This window comes from Leeuwenhoekiella aestuarii (assembly GCF_004104055.1).
In the GTDB taxonomy this organism is placed as follows: Bacteria; Bacteroidota; Bacteroidia; order Flavobacteriales; family Flavobacteriaceae; genus Leeuwenhoekiella; species Leeuwenhoekiella aestuarii.
Window position 1 is genome coordinate 1 of the sequence record NZ_QOVJ01000002.1, and the last position, 16,750, is coordinate 16,750.

Annotated in this window: 11 protein-coding genes; 8 read left to right on the plus strand and 3 right to left on the minus strand. The window is 37.4% G+C overall.

Annotated features, from left to right (window positions below; genetic code table 11):
* The 3 genes from DSM03_RS06050 to DSM03_RS06060 form a co-directional block, all read right to left on the minus strand.
* Positions 1–226, minus strand: a 226-nt coding sequence (locus DSM03_RS06050) for a helix-turn-helix domain-containing protein (protein ID WP_161568051.1), incomplete at its 3' end; no start/stop codon positions are given.
* A gap of 374 nt (positions 227–600) precedes the next feature.
* Positions 601–1,482: an RteC domain-containing protein gene (locus DSM03_RS06055; RefSeq protein ID WP_128763066.1), complete on the minus strand. Its 882-nt coding sequence runs from the start codon at positions 1,480–1,482 to the stop codon at positions 601–603.
* A gap of 57 nt (positions 1,483–1,539) precedes the next feature.
* Complete coding sequence (locus DSM03_RS06060; protein WP_128763067.1) at positions 1,540–3,945, minus strand: aminotransferase class I/II-fold pyridoxal phosphate-dependent enzyme; 2,406 nt, start codon at positions 3,943–3,945, stop codon at positions 1,540–1,542.
* 244 nt (positions 3,946–4,189) lie between these two features.
* On the opposite strand from DSM03_RS06060, the gene DSM03_RS06065 reads away from it, so the two are divergent.
* From DSM03_RS06065 to DSM03_RS06100, 8 genes are all read left to right on the plus strand, one after another.
* A complete protein-coding gene (locus DSM03_RS06065) occupies positions 4,190–4,576 on the plus strand; it encodes a DUF7793 family protein (protein WP_128763068.1) in 387 nt (128 codons plus the stop codon).
* Positions 4,577–4,588: 12 nt separating this feature from the next.
* Positions 4,589–5,482 (plus strand): helix-turn-helix domain-containing protein, encoded by an 894-nt coding sequence (locus DSM03_RS06070; RefSeq protein ID WP_128763069.1) that lies wholly within the window; start codon positions 4,589–4,591, stop codon positions 5,480–5,482.
* Between the two features lie 89 nt (positions 5,483–5,571).
* A complete protein-coding gene (locus DSM03_RS06075) occupies positions 5,572–6,342 on the plus strand; it encodes a MauE/DoxX family redox-associated membrane protein (RefSeq protein WP_128763070.1) in 771 nt (256 codons plus the stop codon).
* Positions 6,332–7,150, plus strand: a complete 819-nt coding sequence (locus DSM03_RS06080) for a nuclease-related domain-containing protein (protein ID WP_128763071.1) — start codon at positions 6,332–6,334, stop codon at positions 7,148–7,150. Before DSM03_RS06075 ends, DSM03_RS06080 begins: the two co-directional genes overlap by 11 nt.
* A gap of 92 nt (positions 7,151–7,242) precedes the next feature.
* Positions 7,243–8,361 carry an HNH endonuclease domain-containing protein gene (locus tag DSM03_RS06085; protein WP_128763072.1) on the plus strand — a complete coding sequence of 373 codons (1,119 nt, stop codon included), beginning with the start codon at positions 7,243–7,245 and terminating at the stop codon, positions 8,359–8,361.
* Positions 8,362–8,617: 256 nt separating this feature from the next.
* Complete coding sequence (locus DSM03_RS06090) at positions 8,618–11,872, plus strand: hypothetical protein (RefSeq protein WP_128763073.1); 3,255 nt, start codon at positions 8,618–8,620, stop codon at positions 11,870–11,872.
* A gap of 83 nt (positions 11,873–11,955) precedes the next feature.
* Positions 11,956–15,804 (plus strand): DUF6443 domain-containing protein, encoded by a 3,849-nt coding sequence (locus DSM03_RS06095; protein WP_161568052.1) that lies wholly within the window; start codon positions 11,956–11,958, stop codon positions 15,802–15,804.
* Between the two features lie 5 nt (positions 15,805–15,809).
* On the plus strand, positions 15,810–16,268 hold the full coding sequence (locus DSM03_RS06100; RefSeq protein WP_128763075.1) for a hypothetical protein: 459 nt from the start codon (positions 15,810–15,812) through the stop codon (positions 16,266–16,268).
* Positions 16,269–16,750: the final 482 nt, after the last annotated feature.

Consider the following 16,750-nt stretch of genomic DNA (forward strand, 5'->3'; position numbering starts at 1 on the left):
CATCGTAGTAGATGATACCGCCCACTTTAGTGAAGGGTATGGTGCCGTTAATGCGTAAGTTTTGTAGGGTTCCCGGACTTATTTGAAGCCATTCCATCACCTCGGAGGATTTGAGATAGCTTTTGGGTTTGGCTTCGGCCTGGATTTGTAGCAGTTTTTTTAAATCTTCAAGCAATTCTAACTTGAACTCATAGAGGTCGTCTGTGGTAATCAGTGTTGCTGGCATAATACAGTGTTTTAAATAGAAAGGGGCTATCGAGGTTCATCCATTTTTGTTGATAGCCCCTATCTGGGTTTGACTTTCGTTCTACGAATTTGAGGGGTTTTAATTGGAATTATTCACAAGGGGTTTCGTAGTGGGAAAGAATTTAACAGGCTGCAAACAAGCTTTAATTTTGATCGGTTTTACGTGTTTTTGATACAGCAGGGGGATCTTTGCGATCAGTGATACACTGTAAATGGTAATAGCAGCGTGTTTTCGTAGTTACGAAGAGGTGGGATTTTTAGTGGCGCCCCAAAGGGTATAAACCCGAGTATTGCCTCGAAATTAAGAATTCGTGTCCAATGAGTCACAGCTTGCCCGAGCTCCTTTAATAGATGCTATTCGTCGTCTTTATTCATTTTAGCTTCCAAAGCGACGATTAAGGCTTCCAGATATTTAGCCCGAGTAGTTTTTCGGGCTTTGATCTCTGAGTAGGTCTTATAGTTGTTGTCTAATTTGATATTAAAGAAGTCTTCAAATGCGTGTGTGATCGTGCTGATCTCTGCCGTACCGTGATTTAAATCCCCCGCAGCAAATAGTGCATAAATCAGCTCTACCAGTGCCGTTTTAGACCCCGACCATAATAATATAGGGTGTTTTTGTGGATGTAGAATGTCTACGCTTCCGGGCTTTAAAGCTTCCAATGCTTCACGGATGTAATGGATCAACCGATACATTGCCTGAATCTTCGCCCAGAGCATATCGTGAGAACTAGAAAACTCCGGATACTGATAATAGTTAATAGTCGGAGTAAAGGGGAAATTTTTGCGGTGGTTGCGGGTAAACAGTTGGTGATCCATATACGAATGCCCTTGCTCCATATATTGTACAAAATCATTGTTCCGGTAAAAGAACTTATTGATCTTACGCAGTTCCTTTTCAAAAAAGCGAATTTGGAAGCTTGCTCCAGCTTTAGGTTTTCGGGATTCACACGAACGCATCTCCGAGAAGTAAATGAGGTAACTCATCGGGCACGGTTTGATGTTTTTGAAAAAGTTGATCTCTTCGGGGACGGTTTCAAAGTCTTCCTGTTCTACGATTTCTTTCAACTTAGAAAGCGAATCATTAGCGATCTCTATCCCGGCATTGGCTTTTTTAAGGGGATCCATCAGCACGAGGACCTGCGTATGGAGCAGCTGATGAAAGTGTTGTATTTCGGTGGTAAACATCACGTTATTAACTAGGCGGGTTAATAAATAATGAGGGAGTAGAACTTTCAACTGGGGTAGTAGATTAGTTGGCAATCAATCACGTCTTACTTGAATGGCTCCTTGCATTTAGTTGCTGGTTCTCATCATTTCTAAGTGTTCTAATAAAAAATTATCGTCGGTCTGCACAAAAGCTTTTTTGGGAATAACTGTAGCCCCTAGTTTTCGCTTTTCAAAATTCGCACTAATCCCAAAATCGATCTGTTTCATATTCAGCTTCCGGGCTCTTAAAATGGTTTGGTACAACAACTGTCTATAGGTTTGAAACTCTTCCAGATATTGGTAATCCATACCTATGAGACTGGGAACATACGTACCTGAATAATTTTTATAGCAAAACATCACACCTAATAAACAGTCCTCAGCTTTGGACCTGAGGACTAGGAATTCCCATTTGGAATGCATACGCATCTCTTCAAATACCTCAAAGGGATAGGTGAAGGTGTTTAAATCGAAATTTCTAGATTTTACCTGTAAATACTGTTCGTAATAGCTTTCTAGTTGTTCGGGTTTTGGCCGTTTGACCACCCTACATCGTACATTTTTCAAGTAAGGTTCAATATCCTTTTTAAAATGTTTTTGAGAACGCTTGGAAAGGTATTGGCTATAATCTTTTCCCATTTTACGATCCAAGTCTTCTAAGACACAGGATTCTGGCATATCCATCGGAAAGTATCCTTGATCCTGAATGAGTTTAGACCATTTAAAGTTCACGTCAAAATCCCGAAGCACCGTCATATCCACGTTCCATTGATGACCTAATAGCTCAATATACATCAGCAATTTAGTCAATGCTAATGCTGCTTGTGGATGCGCTTCATTCAGGTATAGGTGGTTTCCTTCGGTAAACAAACAACCTAGAGACAGTACCCGGGAGGTTTGTAGGTTGGGAGCAGTTATTCGTTTTTGCTCCAGTTTTTTAGAAACTGAAGCGGGGGACAACATATCGTTTTTCCAAAGGCTTTCGGTTAAAAAGGTCATCAGTACCGGACAGTTGGCATCATCCACAATTTGCACGTATCTGTAGCGCCATTGCCGCTGGGGATCTTTCATCAAATTAAAACTCTTTTCCAAAAAGCGCATGCCATTCTCATCCAACAAGTTGGTTGTTCCCAGGCATTCATTCCAATAGGATGTATTGGTTTTGGAGATGGTATCGTATACATAAAATTGCAACTCCTGATTCGGTTTGCCAAAAGGTTTGGAATCTTTGAAATCCATGCGAAAAGCGTTGCCAATGCGGGAACGGGAATTGTGCGTAGCGATCAAGGCAGGATCATAGTGGCGGACTAATTGCTCAACGAGAAAATCGATATCATTAAGTGCATTGTGATTGGAGAGGGTAATACGAAGCCCGGTATTTTTGGCAGGGACTGCAGGAAATAAGCCCAGGTTTACATAAATACCTTCCTCCATCAGGCGTTTTACAAGATGGTAGCCCGTAGCTGGCAGGCCGGTGCCTATATAGAATACTGGCGAACTATTTCGCGCGATAAGCGGTAAATCGGTTTTAGCCAGCTTTTGGTTGAAATAGTTTATACGGTATTTAAGCGCATCCTGTAGGGAATAGATCTCGTTAGATAAATGGATTTTTGCCGAAGCGATGGCTGCGCCTACCGCACTAGGCTCTAATTGTGCAGAGAAGGTAAGGGGACCGCCGAAGTTTTTAATTTGATTGTAAAACTTTTTATTAGAACAGACCAGAACCGAACCCGATGCTCCAAAGGTTTTACTCAAGGTGCCGAATACCAAAACATTTTCGGGCAGGGTATCTAACTGACTCATCACAAAACCCATCCCGTTCTTACCTTTCCAGCTCATACCGTGTACATCGTCAAAGTAGAGGTGTAGCTGTGGGTATTTCTTAGAAAGTTCGATCAATTCCTTAACCGGGGCATAATCTCCGAACATCGAGTACACCCCATCGGCCATATACCAGATTTTAGAAACTTTAGAAGATAGTTTTTGAATCAGGCTTTCCAGCATTTCCAGATTGTTATGCCGCATCAGTTGTACCGGTATGCCTCGTACTTTAAGCATTTGAGTGGCATTCTGTACACTCCAATGTACCTGATGATCCAGGATCACAGCATCTTCATCCCGCACCACAGTAGGGATTACCGCCAGATGGCCCAGAGTGCTGTTCTTGGTGATGATCACCGGGTTTTCAAAGAGCAGCTCCAGCTTTTCTTCGAGCTCTTCATAGAGCGGATGCGCAATGTAGGTCTTCGATAGTGGGAATTGCGTGCCATATTCCAATGTGGCGTTCATAGCTGCCAATTTAATACGTTTATCTAACTCCAGACCCAGGTATCCCGTATTTCCGAAATGATAACTGATAATTCCATTTATGGTAAGCACTCTTCCCGTAAGCCAGTCATCTTCGGCACGCAAGTGTACAATTCCTTCAGCCTTGGCTTCGGTGATCACTTTATCTACAGTATCTAAAAAATTGTTGTGTTTGATTTGAGCCATTTTGTTATAATTTGAATTGTCCTACAAGCTAGCTATTAATGGAAAAGGGGGGTATATAAGGGGACGCATTTGGACTTTAAGGTCATGCATTTAGACTTTAGTGTCATGCTTTTTTGACTTTATCATCAATTAATTTCAAAATTTTTTTAATTAATTTTAAAATTCAATATCCATAGCATTTGAATGTATTTGCATAAAATTGATGCTAAAAAAGGAATCAAATAGATTCTTTTTTAACAGGTAGATGAGCGACATGGCGATTGAGGATAGATATGCAACACTGGAGCTAAAAGACGGAATTTTGCATTTTGTCTATAAGCCTATTCGGTGTATTAATCTAACTATCGCTAAGAACGTAGTCGAGACACGGCTACGCTTTCAGGAGGGTATATGTTATCCTGTAATGTGTGACCTCAGAGCAGTGGAAGGGGCAGATAAAGATGCCCGCGATTATCTAGCAATTAAAGGATCGCTACTCACTAAAGCACAGGCTTTTCTAATTAAGAGCAACTATACCCTGCACATCTTAAGTATGTATTTACAAACAACGGCTGTTAATCCCCCTACAGAAATTTTTAAAGAGGAAACTCCGGCAATTGCGTTTTTAAGCCGATTCCGGAAAGAAATTTAAACCTGTAGGTGAATGGAACGCAGTAAAAAGGAACGGTTTAATCAACTGTTCAATCAAATCAAGGAGATTGCGGTAGGCAATTTCGAATTTCGCTATAAGCCTTCAGCCCGGCTGGATGCTATAGATACCTTTGGAGCACTTTTAAATATGCTAAGTGAAGAAATAGCCTATTTTAATTTTGACAGTAGTGGCGAGTTTATGGTTAAACCGGTGCCGGTAGTAGTCGTATTTAATGACCAGAGCAAACTGATCGACCATTCAGCCTGTTTTTTGAGGATTCTGGGTTATTCAGATCCGCAAACAGAAATTACACGTATGGACTCCTATTTGACCGATTATTCCATCCCGTTACTTACCGAAGAACTCCAAAATTTAACCAAGGACCCCGACCCTAAACCCTTTCCTTTGGATTTTAATACTTCGGATAAGCGTATTTTTCGATCCAATTGCAGCCTTCTTCGTTTGATAAAACAAGATAAACCTGTTTATGTACTCCTCATCTATGAAGATTTTAAAAAAGACAACCTGAAGCCAAATCCTGAGGTTACCAGTAAAATGTCTAAGTCCGTTAAAAAGCGAAGTGCCACAAATAGGGTTCTGGCAAAAAAATTGCGCATGTATTGCTTACGCAATTTAAATAAACCCCTACCTTCTCTTAGGGAGATCGGTTTGATACACGAAACCAATGCGACTAAAATCAAGACGGTGTTTAAGAAAACTTTTGGGGTAACTATTTATCAATATCACCTGCAAAAACGTTTAAGTTTGGCTTATGCCATGTTGGAGGAATCAGATTATTCGATAAAGTATATTGCCAACAAAAATGGATTCAACAGCGCTAGTCATTTTACGCGAAGTTTTAAAAAACATTATGGCAAAGCCCCTTTATTCTTCCGAAAAGACTGAGAAAAGACTTTAGTGTCATGCTTTCCGACTGTTGCGTCATGCTGACTTTTAAAAAGTCTGCTGACCTTTAGGGTCTAAGAATCAAGGGTATGACATTTCGTAAAAGCAATCCTATTAAATGGCTTATAGATCTGGTGAATGGCTTCTTCACCCTGCTCTGGGTTTATGCCGCTACAGCTAAGCTGCTCGAGTTTGAAGCCTTTAGCGTGCAACTGGGGCAATCCCCTTTATTGAGTGCTTATGCCGGAGTCTTGGTTTGGTTGGTTCAGTTAAGTGAATACGTACTAAGCGGACTCTTGCTGTTTCCAAAAACTAAAAAAATGGGTTTATATGGCAGTCTGTGTTTGATGACGGCTTTTACGACCTATATCATCATCATTCTCAACTACGCCGATTTTGTGCCGTGCTCGTGTGGAGGGATTCTCGAATCTCTAGGCTGGACGGAGCATTTGATTTTTAATGGGATTTGTGTGCTGTTGGCTGCCTTTGCTTTTTTAATAGCGTCTCAAAATCCTAAAAGCGCTACGACTGGTTTGCACCATCGCGCAATACTAAAACTTTGTGCAGGCCTTTTGGGAAGTTCTGTATTGGTAATTGTCCTCTTTTTGACATCAGAAGAGCAGATACATCGTAATAATGCTTTTATAAGAAGATATCCACACCATCCACTTACTTTTAATAAGGCTTATAATCTCGAAGTAAACTCCTATTATTTTGCTGGTATTGCACACGAACGCCTGTATCTGGGTAACTATACCGCCCCCTTAAAATTGAAGTCATTCGATCTTAAACTGGAGCCGAAAGGAAACCTGAGCATCAACATACCTAATTTAACCAGTTACTCTTTTTTTGAAAACTGATGACTTAGACACTAAGATATCTCAGTTAGCCAATAGGGTTGATGTGCTAAAACACACGGAGGGCACTAACTTATTAAAAAGGGTTTGCATAGCTATTGAATTTTATTTTAAAGAGAAAAGGCTGGCTTATTTAAACAATAACAGAACGGAATTAATAAGTCGATCAGTCAGGAAGATCACTGAGCGTATAGAAAATCATAATTTATTTATCCACCGGTACACTACGGAACTGGAGTATTTGATTCAGGAATACGCACAATCTGAAATTACAAAATTAGAGCATATCTATAATTCTCTTGGAGAATTACAAAATCTGGTTGCAGGAGCAATAGGAGAGAACCTAGTCGTAAAAGAGTTGGAAAAGCTATCAGATGATTTTGTGGTATTTAATGATTTTAGGTTAAATTTTGATCCGCCCTTATATTTCAGAAAAACCAATTCCCGAATAACCTCTATTCAGATTGATCATCTGTTAATTTCTAAAGCCGGTCTATTTTGCATTGAAACCAAAAATTGGAGCGAATCATCAATTCACAATTTAAGTTTAAGATCACCTGTAGATCAGATAGAGCGTTCAGGTTTTGCGCTCTTTGTATATACCTCCAAAAATATCACATTAAAAAATCATCATTGGGGACAAAAAAAGATCCCTGTACGCAATATTGTGGTTATGATAAAACATAAACCCAGTGAGACATTTAAATTTGTAAGTGTGAAACTATTGAATGAATTGAACGATTACATAACTTATTTTGATCCTATTTTGGATCAAAAACAATTCGAGACCTTAGTCAAACATTTTGAATGATTCTTATCTCATTTACAAACGTAAAATAAGAAGTTTCTGTACGTGCCAATTGTTCTTAGTACATTTAAAAGCGAACGCATCCATATCTTATATTGAATAACCAAACCTTTCAAAATATCAGCAAAATCATAGCCCGGGATAGTAAAAGCACCACTTATAAGTTTGCACTCTTACGTGGCGTCATCGATCTCATACAGGAAAACTCTCCCTATCTACGTGTAAGTGGTGACCGAGTACAAATCCCTACCGGCTTACTAATCGAAAAATGGCTGTTGTATTATTATCCTATTTTAGAGTCAGACCCCGCCATCCCCCAAATAAATGGGAGTGCAAATTTGGCCTTTAGGGAACCCTTTATGCAATTGATCGATTGGTATCGACCTAGAGGTGGTTTTTCGGCTTTTTACAATGACCTAAAGAATAAGGGGATTCCGGCTACTATACAGGTCCCTTTTTTTAATCTCCTTAAAAAGATACGAGACACCATCACGACGATGCCTATGAAATATACAGGACGGTCCATAAGTGATGCATACTACTCCATTTTTGAGTATCAGAATAAAAGACTCAGAAGACCAGAACATCTGGATCTGGAGTATCTGATACTGGAATTCGGTTCATTCTCTATACCAAGAGACTATTACGAGGCGTTTAAAATTTTGGGAAGTTTTATAGGTGGCCAGGATGCCATAATGTTTAAATGGGCAGAGTTTTCAGTGAATGCCTCAGGGCAAGAACTCTCGGTAAACCGTGTATTGAACGAAGTTTTAAAAAGTCCGATAACCGCCCGCCATATCGCGGAGTCTAAAAAACTGTATCAAGATATACTCAACACCCAAGGTCAGGTATATTGCGTATGGACCGGGAAACGGATTGGGCGTTACGCACTAGACCACGTAATACCTTTTTCTATCTGGAAAAACAACGACCTCTGGAACCTGTTACCTGCTGCCAGGAATATAAACGCTGCTAAAAGCGATAAGATCCCAGCTCCAGAGCTTATTGAGCGACAGCGTGATCGTATATTAGAATATTGGGAAATACTGCATAAGCATCAACAACAACGCTTTAAAAAAGAAATACAGGTAGCGCTGTTGGGGAATCACGCTTTTGATACTTGGAAACAAGAGGGCATCAGCCAATTGCAAAACAGTTGTAACTACCTGATCGAAACCCGGGGTTTTGAGGCGTGGAAGGTGAGGCAGTATTAGATTACAATTTACATGGATCTAAAATGGAAGTAGGGTAGCGACCAGATATTCAGCGAGGTGAATCAGTTTGGTTATTCATAATCTTACATTATAACATTATTTCTTATCAAATCTCAACAATATGTTTCATTTGACTATTCTGTTAGTCTGAATTTATCAATTACGACCTATATTATTTTACTATAACGTTTGAAATTTTCATATTGTGCTGAATTAGAATTATTTATTTTAATGAGGATTTTAGAAATAACTTAATATGGAACATAAAACGTTAAATATGACTGGCAGATTTTTCTTAAGATATTTCATCATTTTCTCAGTATTACCTTTTCAGGTTTTAGCTCAAGACCCTGCTCCTAATCAAACATTTACCCCACAAGAAATTAATATTCCTAAGACACCAAGTGCTTCAAGTCTTTATGAATTCTCACCATATACGGTTGATCATACTAGTGGTTCTGCAAATATCGAAATACCTATTTATACTATTAAATCTGGAAGAATAACACTCCCTATTTCAATTTCCTATCAAACATCAGGTATTAGAGTGCAAGATCTTTCCAGTATGATTGGTCTAGGTTGGAATTTAAACTATGGATATCGGATAAACATTTCTAAGGAAGAGACAAAGGTTTTTCCTTATTCAACTAAATTGTATAAAAATGAGCTTGATGCATTGGCTGCTACAAACAGAGGGGTCTCTTGGATGGAAGAGATGACTAATTCTGCAGATGGATTTTATCCTTCAATGCATCCTATCTACAATTTCAATTGCGGGTCTTTTTCAGGATCATTTTTCTACGATGACAATGGAGTTTTACAACTGCTGAGTAAAGATGATGATTTAAAAATAGAGACTATTAATAATTCTGTAGATGCTGGTTTTAAAATTACAACACCAGACGCTATGGAATATATTTTTGATAAAAAGGAAACCAGTTTAAGGACAACACAAACTTATCCAGGACCTACCACTGAGACTACCGCATTTTGTGTATCTAAGATAATAGACCTCGTTACTGGAAGAAAGATTGAATTTGAATATGTAAATAAACCTTATTATTTTGATTACTCCAATGAGACCTATACTCGAAGTTATAAAACTGTATTTAACAATGGCTCGGGATGGAATCCTCCAAACAGTCATCAAAAAACTCCTTTTAAGGTATACGGTCTTCAAATTAAGTATATACATTTTGATGGGGGACGCGTTTTTTTTAATGGTGTTACGGATAGGCTTGATAGAGATAAAACAAGAATAAGTTATATAAGTATTTATTCTCTTCAATTACCACATTTAAGGGTAAAAGATATTGTATTTAATCAGAGTTATTTTACTAGTTATGGAGGGGTAACTAGTGAAGATAATAATAGGTTAAAACTTAATTCTGTAACCTTTAAAAATTCATCAGCGGAAAATACTTATTCATTTCAATACAATCCAATAGGTCTTCCTCCATATAGAAAGGTTGTTAATGGTTATACAGAAGGGAATAATACCAGTATTGACTACTGGGGTTTTTATAATAATAGTGGAGGTGCAGGATTAATTCCAACGGATATTCACACAAATTTTACAAGCCAGTCATCCGTACAAAGTACTAATAGGAAAGCCAACCCACAGTATACGCAAGCTTGTTTGTTAAATAAAATTACTTATCCTACTGGTGGGTTTGCAAGTTTTGAGTATGAGAATCATAAGTTATCTGGTTATTATCTAGGAGGTATACTTGGCGGTCTTCGAGTTAAAAAAATAAAGTATTTTGCTTTTGAAGATGATCTCCAACCTATAGAAAAAACGTACAACTATCTCTCTGTAAAAAGTATGACTCCCGCTTCTCTGAGTATGTTTACTTATCAAAAATACAAAGGATATGTGAATCAAAATCAATATGGTAATTACTCTTCCTATATGCATAAACCGACTTTTATAAGTAGTCAACCACTTTATCCTATTGTATACCATCGAGGAGCTCCTGTATTTTATGATAAAGTAGAAGAAATAGAGGGGAACCTAACACAAAATAGCGGCAAAACGTTATATACATACAATTTTGCAAGTACATATATGAATGAGTATGATAATTCTCAATTCAAAGAGGATGGTTACAATAGGTTTACTCTAAATCAACCGTGGAAGAGAGGCCAATTGCTAAGTAAAGAAGTCTTTAAAAATAACTTTAATTCAGTCAATCCATATACATTAGTCTCAAAAGAGGTTTATACTTATAAAGGGTTTAGTAAGGGTAATAGGCAGGTAGGCTTTACTGTTTCAAAAAATGGAAATTCATCAGGAGCAATTTATGATCTAATCGGTCCTAAAGCAGATGATTTATATTATAATTATGCCTATAATGGCAACTTGCCCGTAAATGCGTTTGAATATAATGATTTAGTAGTTTCTGTTATTTACTCCCGGATAGGAAAAATAGAAAAATTTATATATGAAGATGAAAAATCACTATCCACTTCCACAGAGTATTTCTACGACAGCCCCAATCATGAACAATTATCTCGAATAGAAGCAATTGACAGTAAAGGCAGGCTACACGCAACCGAATATAAGTATGTTCAGGATGAAAGTACAATTCAGGACGTGAGCAGCCAAGAGCAAAATAATTATTTCCAGAAGCTGAGGGCTATCAACAAATTAAATGACGTTATCGAAGAGTCAACATTTATAGAAGGCGATCTTGTAAAACGTAAGCGTAAGAGATTTGTAGACCGTCTAATCCCGGCTTTATATACTACAGTTCCATTAATGCTTAATTCCACCGTAACAAATTATAAGAATAATGCTGCTGTTGGTACTGAGGTAGTTAATTTTCTGAATTATGACGACTCAGGCAAACTACTGGCTAAAAGTAATAATGATGGAGCAGTTGAATCTTATATATGGGATGCTCTTTCAATCAATCTAAAAGCAATAGTTAGTAATTCAATTCAAGGAGATGTTTATCAAAATTCATTTGAGTATGGAGAAAAGGAATGGGCGCCCAATAATGAAAACAACGTTCTAGGAAGTTGGCAATATTCAGGAGAAGGTAGTTATGATAGTACTTCACCGACAGGTTCCCAAACATACACATTGAACAGTGGGAAGAACCTTTCTGTTAGTAATTTAAACCCTAATAAAAAGTATGTAGTATCTTATTGGAGTAGTGCTGGTAATTATAATGTTTCAGGTAGCATCAGTACGAAAACAGGTAAATCAATTGGTAACTGGACCTATTACGAGCACTTGGTTTCTAACGTGATTAATTTAAGCATCAGTGGGGCAGGCAAAATAGATGAGGTAAGGCTATATCCTGAAGGTGCACAAATGATCTCCTTTGCACATACACCTATGATAGGATTGAGCAGCAAGTGTGATGAAAAAAATAATATAACTTATTATAAATATGATGGTTTAGGCAGATTAATTTCAATTTTAGATCAATATAGAAAAATAATTAAGCGCTACTCATATAAATACTATGGCGAGGTTGAGAGTTTCAATGAAACCTATTAGTTCTAATTTTTTAAATCAAGATGATGATTCTTATGAAGATAAAAATATTCTTTTTCCTCGTCCTTATAATTTGCTTTGATCAAATGTCTTACGCACAATGCTCCGGATCACCAAGTTTTCCGGGAGTATCAAAATATGTACCGATTATGGTTGGTGTAGTTGATGAAAACACAAATTTTGTTGACGTAAAAAGCAATGATCCTTCTAATTGTTATGGTGATAATTTTGGTCATACCAGTGATGATATTTGGTATGAATTTCAATTAAATAAGACACTAGAACTTGATTTGTCACACTGTGGATCCAATTTTGACACTTACATTCAACTTTTTAAAAATAATAAGCATATAGCATATAATGGAGGTGATGGTCCTGTATGTTCTGGTCAAGCTGCCTCTCTTAGAATAACTCTTGATCCTGGAACCTATTATCTGGTTTCGGAAGGAAAATTTAATAATTATGGTTTAATAACCACGAATATAAGGGTAAATCAGGCAAGTCTTCCACCTCCAGCCCCAGCTGTTTACGATTATTATAATTTTATTAAAACTTTTAGTCCTTTAGATGCCTTTAATGGCAGTGAAACTTTAAATAATAAGACTCCTTCAGAAGTAAGGAAGGAAGTAAATTACTATGATGGATTAGGCAGACCAGTCCAGTCAGTTTTAGTAAAGGCGACTCCGGCCTATAGAGATATAGTGAATATTAATTTTTATGATCAATATGGTCGAGAACCTACCAAATATCTTCCTTATGCAGTAACACCTACACCCTCCCAAAGTGATGGAGCATTTAAGCCTACGGCACTTCAAGATGTCCTAAGTTTTTATGAAAATTCACAAAATAGTATTAATCAACCTTCTATTCCTTCAAGTTTATTTCCTTATTCAGAAAACAAATTTGAAAACTCACCTTTCAATAGGGTTCTTGAAGTAGGGTTTCCGGGAGAAGATTGGCAATTAGGAAGTGATCATACCGTAAAATATGATCGTATTATTAATACTTCTCAGGAAATTTTAAGTTTTGAGGTGGCAACCGGGGGTGGGCTATTAAAGCCCGTCTATTGGGAAGAGGGAGAACTTATCGGCACACATACAACTGATGAACATGGTATACGTACTATTGAATATAGAGATAAGTCTTTGGGTCTTACATATGTCAAGCGAAAAGAGAACAAAGATAATATGAGTGCAGGTACACAATCAGCAAGTTATTGGTTGGATACGTATTATATTTATAATAATAGAGCGGAACTGATTTATGTACTTTCTCCAAAATTCATTGGAGAATATATAGGATATAATGGTGAAAATTATGCTTCCCTTCCTACAACAAATCCTACTTCATTACTACTTGATAATTTGGCTTATCAATATAAGTACAATGGAAGAGGAAATCTGTCTGAAAAAAAATTACCTGGTAAGGGCAAAGAGTACATTGTGTATAATAAACTAAACCAACCCTGTATGACCCAGGATGCTAATTTGGATGCTGAAAATAAATGGTTGTTTACCAAGTATGATGCCTTCGGGCGTGTAGCTTATACGGGTTACTGGTCTGGCAATGAAACTCGTGCTAATTTACAGACGGTTTTTGATGGAGCTGCAAGTCAATATGAAACCCGCACAACTGCGTCCAGCACCTACTCTGGGGATCAGGTGTATTATAGCAATGTAGCTAAGCCGGTAGGGGTAGCTGGAGTTTATACTATAAATTATTATGATACGTACTTACCAAATGGAGCACAGGGAAAAGTAACCGTTCCTTCTCAGACGAGTTATGGAGAAACTATTACCACCAATACGAAGAGCCTAACAACAGTTAGCCGGGTACGGGTATTGACAACCAATGATTGGATAACTACCACAACGGGTTATGATGATAAAGGGCGTGTAATCTGGATACGTACGGTTAACGATTATCTCAATACTGACGATACTGTAGAAATGAAATTGGGTTTTACCGGTAAAGTGGAGGAGAGCAAGATGGTACATACTAAAACCGGACAGCCTACTATAACAACCATTGATAAATTTACCTATGATCATATGGGTAGACTCACTAAGCAGACTCAGAAGATCAATAATCAGACCGAGGAACTGATTGCTTTTAATGAATACGATGAGTTGGGTCAACTCAAAAATAAGAATGTTGGAGGTGCCTCTACTGGAAACGGACTTCAAACAGTTGACTACAAGTATAATATACGAGGATGGTTAAAGACAATCAACGATCCAACTAGTCTAGGGAATGATTTATTTGCCTTTAAGCTCAATTACAATACCGCAGATCATGGTGCGACACCACTTTTTAACGGTAATATTTCAGAAACAGAGTGGCGCACAGCCAATTCCGATAACGCATTAAAATGGTACTCATACGACTACGATGCATTAAATCGTATTACTGGTGCAACAAATATAAATAGTAACTACAATGTTTCTGGAATTAACTATGATAAAAATGGAAATATCAAAAACCTTATTCGTCAAGGTCATACAGCTCTCAATAGCGCCGGAGAAGTAACGGCATACGGAACTATGGATAATCTGACCTATATTTATAATGACAATAATTTAGGAAATAAACTAGTACGGGTAAATGACGCTGGAAATAGTACATATGGCTTTGGGAATGGAGCTAACAGTAATGCTGAATTTGCCTACGATGCAAATGGTAATCTAATTAAAGACTTGAATAAAGGTATAGACAATATTAATTATAACCACCTTAATTTACCGGATGCTGTAAATGTGACAGCAAATAGAGGAGCCGGTACCGGTACAATTTCTTATATTTATGATGCCACAGGAATAAAACTCCAGAAAACAGCTCCAGGAAGTGTGACACAATACGCAGGAAATTACATATATAAGACTGAGAATAGTACTACAGTTTTAGATTTTTTTAATCATCCTGAGGGTTATGTGGATAAAATGGGTACGAGTTATAAATATGTCTATCAATACAAGGACCATTTGGGGAACATTAGGCTATCCTACTCCGATAGCAATGGGAACGGCTCTATAAACGCATCCACGGAGATTTTACAGGAGCGAACTTATTATCCATACGGAATGGTACAAAAAGGCTACAACAGCAATATCGTAGGAACGGAGAACAACTACAAGACGTTCCAAGGTCAGGAAGTCCATAAGGAGCTTGGTCTCAATTGGGTTGAGTTCAAATACAGAAATTACGACCCAACTATTGGGCGTTTCTTTAGCATAGATCCACTTGCAGAAGATTACGTTTATAATGGACCATATAATTTTGCTGAAAATAGGGTTATTGATGGAATAGAGCTTGAAGGATTAGAGTGGAAGAGTGTAAAAGACGACGATGGAAATACTAATCTAACTCTTACCGTTCAACTATATAATGATGCTGGATTAACAGATAAGCAATTAACAAAGCTGAAAACCAGTATCACAGAGCAATTTATAGAGTCATTTAGTAATAGTGATGAAAATATCTCTGCATCGTTAGTGACAGAGGACGTTGCAGAAGCCAAAGGAGACTTTTTAGTAACATTGAATGAACAAGCTTCAACACCTGTAAAAGATAAAGATGGTAATGTAGTCGGTAAAAAATATCGTGGAGGAAAAGCAGGTGCATTAGGTAAAACTCAAGAAAATAGTTTTGAAGTAACAGCCAAGCGAGATGGTAGTAAAAGAGGTAACTCTGATATAGCAAGAAGTTTTTCTCATGAAGCAGGTCATACAGCTGGGTTACTACATCCATGGAGTACAAAACAGGGTGTTGAAGATATAAGACAAGGAGCAGAAGGAGTTAAAGCAGGTACTGTTATAAAAAATCTAATGAACTCTGGAGCCAATCCAGTAAAAGCTAATCGTTCAAGTTCAGGAACTCAAACCACTTCAGGACAACTTAAAAGCATTGACAAGCTAATAAGAGGACAACAAAACTAATGAGGATGAATCGATATGTTTTAATGATAATAATTGCTGTGGCAGTAAGTAGTTGTCGTTCCCAGGACAGAATAATACAAAGTATCACTTGTGGAACTAATGTAAACGTTCAATATGAGAAAGCAGATGCGGAAGCCCGAAAGGAAGGCTTAGTTGCTGATGAAAACTTAAAATCTTTTGTTGTCCATTTTCTTAGTGATTTCGATGGTAAAGTAAAAGGGTATGTTAACGATGAAGTTTTGTTTAACAAATACATAAAAACGAACGAGGTAACCGACAAAACTGATGAATATTTTGGTTATGATTATTCTGATGATGAGCAAGTACCAATATTAAAAATATCAACTGGCGAACAATGCTTTGATATTAAAATAGACAAAGATTACAAATTGATTTATGTATATCGTACGGATAACCAAGGTTGGATAGTTAGGTTCTCAAATATCCACTATGCAGAGCATTAAAATGAAACCGCCCAAGTGGCGGTTTTTTTTGCCATAAAGCGTAGCAACGTTCTTATTGAAAAAATCCTTGAACTTCTTATTGGTAAGCATCGTATCGATGATTTTTAGGATAGTAGACTTATCTTCCTCTTCAAGTTGATTGATAAGCTTAATCTGTTCGTTTTCGCTTTTATCTTCTAAAACAAGCTCTTTAGGTGTAGTATTCTCATCATAGTTGATAATATCATCAATTTACATATTAAACAGGTTGGAAAGTGTTTTAAGCTCTGAAACTTTAACTTCCTTAATATCCTTTTCAACTTTGGGATAAGACGATTTATCAAGGTTTAGGCAAAGCATAGATTTATACAACGACAATCAAATAGAAAAACTGGTAAGGAAAGTGGCGGAACGCTTGGAGATTGGGAACAAGTGTAGTTAGGCGAACATTACAGGAACTCACAAAGGAACTGGAAAACTACCGCTTTTTGTTAGTGTAAAAA